General features: G+C 36.3%; 11 protein-coding genes and 1 pseudogene. 2 read left to right on the top strand and 10 right to left on the bottom strand.

Features of this window, described 5'->3' with window-relative positions; translation table 11 throughout:
• Window positions 1-63: 63 nt before the first annotated feature.
• The 4 genes from solA to AC0L8O_RS17390 form a co-directional block, all read right to left on the bottom strand.
• Complete coding sequence (gene solA, locus AC0L8O_RS17375; protein ID WP_473444090.1) at window positions 64-1218, bottom strand: N-methyl-L-tryptophan oxidase; 1155 nt, start codon at window positions 1216-1218, stop codon at window positions 64-66.
• A 30-nt stretch (window positions 1219-1248) separates the two neighbouring features.
• The gene (locus AC0L8O_RS17380) at window positions 1249-3678 is read right to left on the bottom strand and encodes a GcvT family protein (RefSeq protein ID WP_473444092.1); all 2430 of its coding nucleotides are present in this window, start codon (window positions 3676-3678) and stop codon (window positions 1249-1251) included.
• Between the two features lie 479 nt (window positions 3679-4157).
• Entirely contained in the window at window positions 4158-5516 is a 1359-nt protein-coding gene (locus AC0L8O_RS17385) for an IS1182 family transposase (RefSeq protein ID WP_473444094.1), read from the bottom strand.
• A gap of 122 nt (window positions 5517-5638) precedes the next feature.
• A complete protein-coding gene (locus tag AC0L8O_RS17390) occupies window positions 5639-6004 on the bottom strand; it encodes a winged helix-turn-helix transcriptional regulator (RefSeq protein WP_473444097.1) in 366 nt (121 codons plus the stop codon).
• A gap of 149 nt (window positions 6005-6153) precedes the next feature.
• Between AC0L8O_RS17390 and hxlA the strand changes: the two genes are divergently transcribed.
• Window positions 6154-6795: a 3-hexulose-6-phosphate synthase gene (hxlA, locus tag AC0L8O_RS17395; protein ID WP_473444099.1), complete on the top strand. Its 642-nt coding sequence runs from the start codon at window positions 6154-6156 to the stop codon at window positions 6793-6795.
• Between the two features lie 16 nt (window positions 6796-6811).
• Window positions 6812-7369, top strand: a complete 558-nt coding sequence (gene hxlB, locus AC0L8O_RS17400; RefSeq protein WP_473444101.1) for a 6-phospho-3-hexuloisomerase — start codon at window positions 6812-6814, stop codon at window positions 7367-7369.
• A 339-nt stretch (window positions 7370-7708) separates the two neighbouring features.
• Here the strand turns inward: hxlB and AC0L8O_RS17405 are convergent.
• The 6 genes and pseudogenes from AC0L8O_RS17405 to AC0L8O_RS17430 all read right to left on the bottom strand — a co-directional run.
• Window positions 7709-8071, bottom strand: a pseudogene (locus AC0L8O_RS17405) (HAD family hydrolase); the annotation flags it as partial.
• 14 nt (window positions 8072-8085) lie between these two features.
• Window positions 8086-8769, bottom strand: coding sequence for a fructose-6-phosphate aldolase (locus AC0L8O_RS17410; RefSeq protein WP_473444103.1), 684 nt, complete (start codon window positions 8767-8769; stop codon window positions 8086-8088).
• Between the two features lie 93 nt (window positions 8770-8862).
• A complete protein-coding gene (locus AC0L8O_RS17415) occupies window positions 8863-9228 on the bottom strand; it encodes a PTS glucitol/sorbitol transporter subunit IIA (protein WP_473444105.1) in 366 nt (121 codons plus the stop codon).
• A 48-nt stretch (window positions 9229-9276) separates the two neighbouring features.
• A complete protein-coding gene (srlE, locus tag AC0L8O_RS17420; protein WP_473444107.1) occupies window positions 9277-10287 on the bottom strand; it encodes a PTS glucitol/sorbitol transporter subunit IIB in 1011 nt (336 codons plus the stop codon).
• Between the two features lie 13 nt (window positions 10288-10300).
• Entirely contained in the window at window positions 10301-10846 is a 546-nt protein-coding gene (srlA, locus tag AC0L8O_RS17425; RefSeq protein ID WP_473448990.1) for a PTS glucitol/sorbitol transporter subunit IIC, read from the bottom strand.
• A gap of 15 nt (window positions 10847-10861) precedes the next feature.
• Window positions 10862-11287, bottom strand: coding sequence for a transcriptional regulator GutM (locus AC0L8O_RS17430; protein ID WP_473444109.1), 426 nt, complete (start codon window positions 11285-11287; stop codon window positions 10862-10864).
• Window positions 11288-11294: the final 7 nt, after the last annotated feature.

Below are 11294 nucleotides of genomic sequence, written 5' to 3' on the forward strand. Positions count from 1 at the left end.
TAAATGAATAAATAAACAATGCAATTAAATGACTACTGACTTTAATGGCTAACCTTTAAATGATTATTGTTGTAGGGCAAACCGTTTTGGGCTGAATAAATCAATTGGATGATTTGTTTTCCCATCAATCACTAAGTCAGCTAAAATTTCCCCTACGACACTAGCAAACTTAAATCCATGCCCGGAAAAACCTGCAGCAATAGCCACTTGTGGATGTTCTGGATGCTCAGATATAACAAAATGTTCATCTGGTGTGTTTGTATACATGCATGTTTTACCTTGTAAAAATCGACCGTTTAACTGCGGAAGGCCTTGTGCTATATATTCTCTCATCATTTCCACTTCCTCGTCGTATACGTTGCGATCAATTGTTTCTGGCAAACATTGCTTCCCTTTGCGGAAAAACGCAATTTTTGCTCCTTCCGCCCCAATTCCAGTAGAAGGAAAACCATATAATTGCACACCATCATCAGCTTCCCATATATAAATAGGGTGTTTTCCTACCTTGAATGGTTCAATTCCATTTTTCGGCTCAAAAAACATTTGAATATGACGCTCTACTTGTAAGGAAATTCCCAAATCTTTTAATAGCTTTGGTGCCCAAGCTCCTGCTGAAATAACGATTTTGCCAGCTTCATATGTTCCACTACTTGTTACAACACGAACGCCTTCACCAGAGGGATTCGGTTCCCAAGACTGAACAGATTCAAAAAACTTAAGATCAGCACCGTATTTTTCCGCTTGTAATAAATGGGTATATACACTTTTTTCTGGTCTAACAAATCCAGCCATTTCTTCATACAAACCAACTGTATTAGCCGTAGGATTAAAAACTGGAAAACGTCTTCTTATGCTATCTGCATCAAGAATCTCATAGGCCAAATTCCACTCAATAGAACTCTTAATACTACCTGACACTGTTAAACTATTTGGAGATCCAAACATGAGACCGCCCGTTATCGTTAAAATTTCTTCTCCACTTTCTCTTTCGATCTCATCCCACAGTTCATATGCTCTTAATAATAAGGGAACATAAGCAGGATCCTCAAAATAGGATTGTCTAATAATTCTTGAACCACCATGGCTAGAACCTAGGTCATGTGCCGGACCAAATTGTTCAAGACCAAGAACTTTCTGCCCTCTCTTTGCTAATTGATAGGCAGTCGTACTCCCCATAGCACCTAATCCAATAACGATAACATCATAATGTTTTGACATATTCAATCCCCCTGTTTTTTTCATACTTACTTATTTAGAACTAACAAGTGATTTGTTTACTACTGTGGCTTCGAATCGTTTATTGAAATACTCTATACTGAATTCACTATTTTGATGTAAAGCTTCGGGTTTTACTAATGCATAGACGATTCCACATCCTGAGCTGTAACTATAGCCAGCACTTGTAATAAATCCAACTACCTTATCACCACTTAAAATAGGTTCATACCCCATCAAAACTACAGAAGGATCTTTCATCATTAACTTTACTAATGAAACTTTTGGACCCTGTTCCATTCGATTCACTAATGCCTCTTTCCCAATAAAGGATGGTTTTGACAGATCAATCATATGTTCTGAGCCAACTTCAATAGGATCATGCTCACTCCAGAAGTCTTTACCACTTCTAACTGAAAGTGAACTAATTCGCATGCTCTCAAGTGCACGAGCCCCCCCAGCAATAAGATGATATGGGTTTCCTGCTTCCATTAATAAATCCCATAATTGTATACCTTGATCAAAGGTTGTGAATAACTCCCATCCTTCTATGCCATCGTAAGTATCGTAAACAACTGTAACTTGGACATTACCAACATATAATTCTTTAACATTTTTCAATTGCCAGTTTGTTAGACTAAAGTACATTTGATCAAGAGAGTTCATAATTTCATTTGCTTTTGGACCTATCAAACGAAGACCACATATACTTGCTGTATGGTCATTTATACTAATTGAGCTAGAAAATGGAATGTGCTTTTCTATCCAACTAGCTTCAACTGGACCTGAACAAAGAATAAAAAACTTGTTTTCTTTTAAACGGATAATCTTTATTTCATCCTTTATCCCCGCTATTTCGTTTAACATAAACGTGTTTGTTGTTTCCCCAATAGGGATATCAACATCACTTGTTGTTAAGTCCTGAAGGAAGTCAAGTGTACCGGCACCACTAATTTCTATCCGTTTTTTTGTTGCAGTGACATCAAATAGACCAGCGTATTGGCTTACATGAAGTTGTTCTGCTTCGATAATCGGCGACCAGTACCTAGCTTCCCATCCTTTTCTCATTAACATTGTATCCTCATAATTAGTAACGAGCGGAGCATTTCCTTCATACCACTGAGGCTGTTCCCACCCCGATGTTTCGCTAAAATAGGCACCGAGAGTTTGTTGTCGTTCAAAATAAGGGCTAAAGCGCATATTACGCGAAGTGTCAACAGGCTCATAAGGGTGATGAATATCATATACTTTTTCGTAATTCTCTACAGAACGTTGCTTATAGAATGCTGGGCTTTGAGCGTATGTGTCAAAGCGATTAATGTCACACAGCTCCAAATCAAGTGTTGGTGTACCGTTCACAATCCATTCAGCCATCTGTTTCCCCACTCCTGCTGAATGGGTTACCCATATAGCTTCTGCGACCCAAAATCCTCGAATCTTTTTGGATTCTCCTAATAGTGGCATTCCATCAGGAGTAAAAGAAAAGATCCCATTGATCCCTTTTTTCCATCCTGATTTCTCTAAGCCAGGGATGAGCTCAACTGCATCTTGCCACGGTTTCTCAAAGTCCTCGGAAGTAAATGGTTTAACCGACGGCATTTCTTTCGTCTCACCATATTTTGATATTTCACTAACCTCAACTGGTAATGGCCGATGCTGATATGAGCCAATACCAATACCATTAAAAACCTGACGAAAATACATAGACTTATCTTGATCCCTAATGAGTGGTGCTGTAACCTCTTCTACTTCATTTGCTAGTTCTACTAAATTATTTGAGAATACATACTGATGAGCGATTGGCTGAAGCGGTATGGTCACTCCGACCATTTCTCCTATTCGAGGTCCCCAAAATCCTGCACAGCATATAACAAGATCCGCCTCAAAGCTACCAATACTTGTTTCCACTGTTTTCACTTCATCATTTACAACTTGAATACCAGTAACTTCTGTATGACCAAAAAACTGTGCTCCGCAAGATTTAGCAAAGCTAGCCATTTTATCAACAGCTCGAAGTGGTTTAGCAATCCCATCTGATGGAACATAAAGGCCACCGTAAATAATAGCTCCGTTTATTAAACTACATTTCTCCACACATTCTTCAGGAGATAGGATAAATGCTTCTATTCCCCAAGATTTTGCTATCCCTGCTTTTCTCTTTAAGTCTTCAAATCGTTCAGGTGTTTGTGCAACCTCAATGCTTCCTACCGAGTAGAATGATGAAGCTTCATCATTACTTAGTTCCTTAAAGGCCTCTACTGTTTGTGAAGCTAATGTTGTAAGCACCTTTGATGAATTAAGCTGAAATACAAGCCCTGGAGCATGTGATGTTGATCCACCAGTTTCAAATAAAGGACCTTGTTCAATAACTGTAATATTTCTTTGACCCAGTTTGCTTAAATAATAGGCAGTGCTACAGCCAACCACTCCAGCTCCAATAATGACAATCCTTTTTTGATCCATATTACTTTATCCCTCTCTTCCTTTCTAGTAAGTTAAGATTAGTCCCTAATCTTCGAAACCACCTTTCTAAATCTACTATCCACAATTAATAAATTACTAAATGGTTGTATGAAAAATTCTCAAAATACTTCACAACCTCCTACCTTCCATTTTTGTGTTTCTGTTGATCTATTTTTACTCCAATGTTCATAACTTACACAATCCAATTGTAAGAATATGTAACATTCTTTTTTAAAGAAATTTTTTTATGACTCTTTTCTTCCTACTAAACGAAATAAAGCCTCAATCAACTCTTAATAAAGTTGATTTACTATGTGACAACCAAAAACAAGCAATAAAAAAGAGAGTACGAAGTCTGTACTCTCTTTCCAGACTGTCGACAAAAGGGGTTCGGAATGTTATACATTCCGAACCCCTTTTGGGTTTTTTGATCAAATTCTTTTAAATTTTACAATAAGCGGCCTCTTCGAGCCTCTTTATTATAAAGTCACTGGACCTTTCCAAGTCCAGGTGGCCATCTTCTTTAAATTCATGGCAGCAAAAGTAAGCATCGCCTGCATTGTCAATTTTTTGAGTCCCCTCAAAGTTGTCCAACGCATGCCATGCTTTTCTTTAGCATCTGCAAATACACGTTCAATTGTTTCTTTACGCTTTGCATAAATCGGCTTTACATCTTTATGATGACGAAGATGCTCTGCTTCTTCTACATACTCTTGCCAAATATGTCGCGTAACCACTTTTTGATGATTTTTACTTTCTGTACATTTAGCTAGAAATGGGCAAGTTGCGCAAATATGCTTCGGAGATTTGTACTCTCTATATCCTTCTTTAGTCGTTGTAGAGTATTTCAAGATTTCACCCGCCGGACATAAATAACAATCGAAATGATCATCGTAAACATATTCATGTTTTCGGAAGAACCCATTTTTTGTACGCGGTCTTGTGTAAGGTACTGCTGGTATAATACCGTTTTCTATTAAGTACTTTGTAATTGCCGGAGTTTTATAAGCAGCATCTGCAGCAACAGCTTTTGGTTTCCCTACTATTTCTACCACATCTTCAACTAATGGATTTAACATTTGACTGTCATGAATGTTTCCTGGTGTAACCTCAACACCTAATACAAATCCCTTACGTTCTGCGGCTGCATGAAACGAATAGGCAAACTGTTTTGTACGTTCGTCTTTAACATAGTAACCACTTTCTGGATCAGTTGTACTTTCTTTGATTTCTTTTGCTTCTTCATTGTTCAACTTATCAGGTGGAAAAGGCTTTTTCCCATGATCTTCACGATCTTGATTAATCTCTTCTTGAAGAAGTTCTTGGTAAGCTTTAGTTTCTTTCCGTACGACCTTCTTTTGAAATTTATGCTTATTAGCACTAGCTTTTACATGAGTAGAATCAATGAATATGTGTTCTGCACTAATAAGGTTTTTCTCGGCAGCAATCTTCAATATACGATAGAATATTTGTTCAAAAAGGTCTGTATCTTTAAATCTACGTTCGTAATTTTTCCCGAAGGTAGAGAAGTGTGGTACTTTATCATGGAAACCATAGCCTAAGAACCAACGATAGGCCATGTTTGTGTGAACCTCATCAATTGTCTTTCGCATCGAGCGAATACCGAAGGTATATTGAATGAAGGTTAGTTTAATCAGAATAACTGGATCAATACTCGGGCGGCCTACTGCCGAATACATATCTTCCACTAATTCATAAATAAAAGAGAAATCAATCGCAGCCTCAATTTTGCGAACCAAATGGTCCGCTGGTACAAGTTGATCTAAAGCGATCATTTCAATTTGATCTCGTTGAATGGAATTATGTTTCGAAAGCATATTTATCACCTCAAGATTTTCTTAATACAAGTTTAAATCAAAAAAGACTGTAGGAAAACTCAATTTTAATGAGTTTGTCTACAGTCTGAAAAGAGAGTACGAAGTCTGTACTCTCTTTCTTGCTATTGCATATTATCTTCTAGAAACTTTGTATGCTGTAAATATTTTTCTCGATAGCCTTTTCCCCATTCATACATCGATTCTAATATCGGCATTAATGTGTAACCTTGTTCAGTAAGTGAGTATTCCACCTTTGGGGGTACAACTGGATACACTTCACGATGGACAATTAGATCCTCCTCTAATTCTCGTAACTGGTTCACGAGCATTCTTTGTGTTATATCCGGAATTAAGGACCTTAGTTTATTAAATCGAAGAGTTCCCTGTTTTCCCAAATGCCACATAATTAACATCTTCCATTTACCACCGATCACATTTAACGTTAATTCTTTTTCGCAATTGAATACCTTCTCGTCAAACCGGCTCATTTTGGACCCTCCTCTTCATACACACTTTATCAATAAGTATATTTTTAGACACTATATGATTTAAAAGTGCGTACTTTTTTTTTGATAATTCAAATATAATCAAAACTGTAAGAAAATTCAAACAACAAAATATCGAAGGAGGAATACTAATGGAATTACAACTAGCATTAGATTTAGTTAATATTGAAGAGGCAAAACAAGTAGTAGGTGAAGTTCAGGACTATATTGATATCGTCGAAATTGGTACTCCAGTAGTCATTAACGAAGGACTAAGAGCTGTAAAAGAAGTAAAAGAAGCTTTCCCTGCTCTTACTGTTTTAGCAGATTTAAAAGTAATGGATGCTGGTGGCTATGAAGTTATGAAGGCCTCTGAAGCAGGTGCTGGAATTGTAACCATTCTTGGTGCAACAGATGATGCAACAATTAAAGGGGCTGTTGAAGAAGCAAAAAAACATGGAACAAAAATCTTAGTTGATATGATCAATGTAAAAGATTTTGAACAACGCGCCAAAGAAATCGATGCTCTTGGAGTTGACTATATTTGTGTACATACAGGTTATGACCTTCAAGCGGCCGGAGAAAATTCATTTGAACAATTACGCACAATTAAACGTGTTGTTACAAACGCAAAAACTGCTGTAGCTGGCGGAATTATATTAGAAACACTACCTGAAGTTATTGCCGCTCAACCTGATTTAGTGATTGTTGGCGGCGGAATCACAAGTAAAAATGATAAGAAAGCTGTCGCAGCTGAAATGCAAAAATTAGTAAAAGAAGCTGCTTTAGTATAAAAAAAGGGGCTTGTATATGGAAACATCTTATTATCTATCTCAAGTACTGGAAGAATTAAACCACTCAGTTCAGTATATAACTGATGCTGATGCTGAGAGTCTTGTCGAAACAATTAGATCTTCGAAAAAAGTATTTGTTGCGGGCGCAGGACGTTCAGGTTTTATGGGGAAATCATTTGCCATGAGAATGATGCATATGGGGATCGATTCATATGTTGTCGGTGAAACAGTTACTGCTAATATCACTGAAAATGATTTACTTATTATTTCTTCTGGATCAGGAGAAACAAAAGGCTTAGTTTCGATGGCTGAGAAAGCAAAGGGTTATGGGGCAAAAGTGGCTGTTGTCACAATTAATCCTGAGTCGACAATTGGAAAACTAGCTGATATTGTGGTAAAAATGCCCGGTTCTCCTAAAGATCAGGAAACCAGTAAGTACCAAACCATTCAACCAATGGCATCACTTTTTGAACAAACGTTGTTACTGTTTTTTGATTCTTTAATCTTAAGATATATGGAATTGGAAGGGTTAAACACTAATTCTATGTTTAGTAGACATGCTAACTTGGAATAATTGTATGAATTGCAGAAAGGTATTATTCAATACCTTTCTGCTTATGAATTTTTCTTGTAATATCCATGTTTCTCTTCTATAACTTTGTTTAATCTTTTCAAGTGCCCCAAACTTCTCTTTTTTCAATTCCACTTACAGAATGTTTCTAATACTAAGTTCCACGTCAATACTATAATAAGTTTGAAAGGTGATCTTCCATACTAATACTAGATAAACTTATGTCGTATTTCTCTTACTATTAATCTAAAAATATAAAGGAGTTGTTCATCTTGTCAGGGGTTATATATAAATCAATGGTATTGCAGGGAAGGTTCTCTGTAATTTTATTTGGTACAATAACACATTTTCCAAGAAAAAAGTAACCCATTTCCTATCAGAACTAGATGCTAATCCAATTTTCAACCCTACATTTTTTGCCTCTTTCAAGTAATCTTCAACGCCATCCCGTGTAACAGGACTTTTGAGGTTTTCTTTATGTAGGAACGACGATTTTTCAATAACTTCTTCCAGAGTCATTTTTCCATTTGTTTTTTCCAAAATAAAGTCGTAAAGAGCTTTAGAATCAGTTCCAATATAGGAAGCATAATCAGCTATAGGAAATTGGTTTGCATCTAGTTGTAACATCTTCCGAAATGCTTCATAAAGTGCAAACTCTGTATCTATAATTAATCCGTCAAAATCAAAAACAACTGCCTTTATCATTTATTACACCTTCTTTATTTTGTTAAAATCACGCTATTGCTTTCTTTTCCATATTGACTCAACCATTCTTCTCTAAAGCTTTTGACATCTTTCTCGACTGATGGATGATTAAACACTTCCTTCATCAACTCTGGTGAAGCTGTAATTCCATGTGTACCAGATAAAAATACACTTTGTAGTTGTTGGACATTTTTAAAGCTTGCAGCCAATACTTTGCAAGAAAGGTTATGGGCTGAGAAAATCTGTATAATGTCAGAGACAACCTTTACTCCATTGCCAGTTAAATTATCAATTCGATTAACATATGGAGCAACATATTCAGCACCTGCTTTTGCAGCAATTAACGCACTCATTGGAGTATAAACAGTGGTTGCCAACGTTCGTATCCCATCTTCTTTCAACATTTTTATCGCCTTTATTCCCTCAAATGTAACCGGAACCTTTACTAAAATGCTGCCTGTTAGATTATTACAAATATAATTAGCTTCTTTTACGATTTCTTCAGCTTTTTCAGAAATCGTTTGAACAAATAACTCTTTTTCATCGCCGATTACATTTCGAATGTCCCTTAAAAGTGGAAAAAACTCCTTGTTTTCTTTAACGATGATACTAGGATTTGTCGTAACTCCATCAACAGGTAAAAACTCATGTGAATTCCTAATGGCTTCTACATTCGCAGAATCAATCACTAATTTCATATATTCCCACTCCTTCTAAAAGAAAAAACGATTGCTTAACCTCTTTCTATCCCTTACATACATAAGGTAAAAGTTAAGCGAATCGTTTGTTCGTTAATTAGTTGCTAGTTGAATAAAGTCCCCAGATTTCGGTAAAACAATCTCGCTCTCTTCAAGATATAATGTTCCAGGTAACTCTGGAGCTGTAGAGCCATCAAATTTTAATGTGATATGTCCAAGAGAAGATAAATTTTTCTTTACCGCATCCCCTACAGCCGTCACTTTATATTGAGTTTCACCAAGTTGAAGGGTATCACCTGGAACAATTTCACTTTCTACATTATTTACATCAATTAACAAGCAATACTCTGCCAATTCAGCAGGTGCATTCTCCCCAAATAAAATCAACATTTTTTCTCCAAGAAAATCTTCTACTGAAGGACCAATTTTATTAATTTGTGTTTTGTATTTTGTTTGCATCACGAAAATCTCCTTTTTCTTACATTATTAATAATGATTCTATTAAAATTAACTATCATACATACCAAAGCTTGCTAGCCACGCAATAAAGACCGTGGGAGCTCCGGTCAAGAACCTTGAGTAAAGAACAGATGGAACTCCTACCTCTACTGTTTCAACCTCAGCTTCTGCAAGTCCTAATCCTACTGGGACAAAGTCTGCTGATGCTTGAGCATTTATTGCAAATAGCGCAGGTAAAGCTAAATGAGCTGGGATATTTCCTTTTCCAATTTCAACACCAATTAATGTTCCAACTACCTGTGCAATAACAGCTCCAGGTCCTAAGAATGGTGAAAGTAGTGGGAATGAACATACTAATGCGATGACCATTAATCCCCAAACATTTCCTGCAAATGGTGATAAGATCTTTGCGAAAAGATCACCAATGCCAGATTCAAGAATGACACCGATTAACAGGGCAACAAACGCCATAAATGGAAGGATTGTTTTAATAACAGTATCAATTGCTTCTCGGCCTGCTTGGTAGAATATGCTTGTAACAGATCCTAAAGCCATACCAACTCTAGCTAACAATCCTTTTGGTGCTGTTTGTTCACTGATTTTCTTTTTCGTACTATACTTACCTTCTTGTTTTTCATCTTCCTTAACAATCGTTTCAGCAGTAATTGTTTCTGTTGAAGCTACTGCATCGCTTAACTGAATGTTCTCAACCTTAACACCTGAAACATAAATATCTTCTGTAATATGTTTTGCTAATGGACCACTTTGTCCTGTAGGCATAATATTAATAGTAGGGATTCTTTTTTGCGGATATAAACCACAACGCAATGTCCCACCACAGTCAATGATCACACATGCCATTTCATTTTCTGGAACAGACGTCTTAAAACCATCTACTAGTTCACAACCAGTTAACTCAGCAATTTTGTCTGCAATGTCAGGTCTTTGTCCACCTGTAATATAAACTACTTTATTCTTCTCTGCCGTTGGTGTTATTGCTAATGGACCACCAAAACCACCAGATCCTTTTGAAACTTTTATTGATTTAAATGAAGTCATAAATTCCCACCACCTATAATTGAACTGTATCTTTTAATTTTACTTTTTGTTGTTTAGCAACATATGCTGTTGTTAAATCTGTCACCCAACCTCTTAAAAAGTTTGTAAAAATACCAACAAGAAAATAGCGAAGGGCTAATTCTGTTGTATCATGACCTAATGTTGTAATACCTGCTGCAATTCCAAGGAATACAAATAATTCACCTGGGTTTACGTGTGGAAACAATCCATTATGTGTATGACATGAGTATGATGCTGCTGCATAATAGCTTGGTTTGTATTTTTCAGGTAAAAATCTACCAAGCGATAGTGTCATTGGATTTGCAAAAACAAATGTACCAACTACAGGTAATACGAAATATCTCGTGAAAGGATTTTTCCCTGATTTTTTTGCAATTCTTTCTACTCTTTCCTCACCAACTAGACGAATAATTGCATTCATGGCAACTAATAACATGATTAATAATGGAACTATATCTGTCACAAGATCTATAAATACATCTCCACCATGACGGAACAAATCCATAAACTTTTCTGCACCTTTAATAACGATATCCATCATTTCACCCTTTTCTTATTTCTTACTAGGAATCAAATAATCAATCCAACCTTTTTTCACTTTAAGCTCTCCACCTTTTGAAATAATATCAAAGCTTCTTAAGGCGTCAGCAATTGCTAATCTTGTTAATTTATCTACACTTTTAAAGTCTTCATCAGAGATTTTTAACAAATACTTCCCTTCAAAGCCTTTCATTTCTTTCACACGAGAGAATACTGTAACTCCTTGCATCTTTGCTGCCTTAATAATTTTATTACGCTTATCAATACACAACATCACAACTGTACCTGCACGAAACTTCCCTGTCTTTTTACCAATCGCTACTCTTCCTAAAGATCTCATCTCTGCATATTTTCTATTGAAATGCCTTATTTGCAAAAAGCCGAGTATACTTTGAACCAGCCATGCTGCACCTATTAATACAATCAAGTACCAAATCATCTCTTCA

The organism is Metabacillus sp. KJ11-3 (assembly GCF_055808295.1).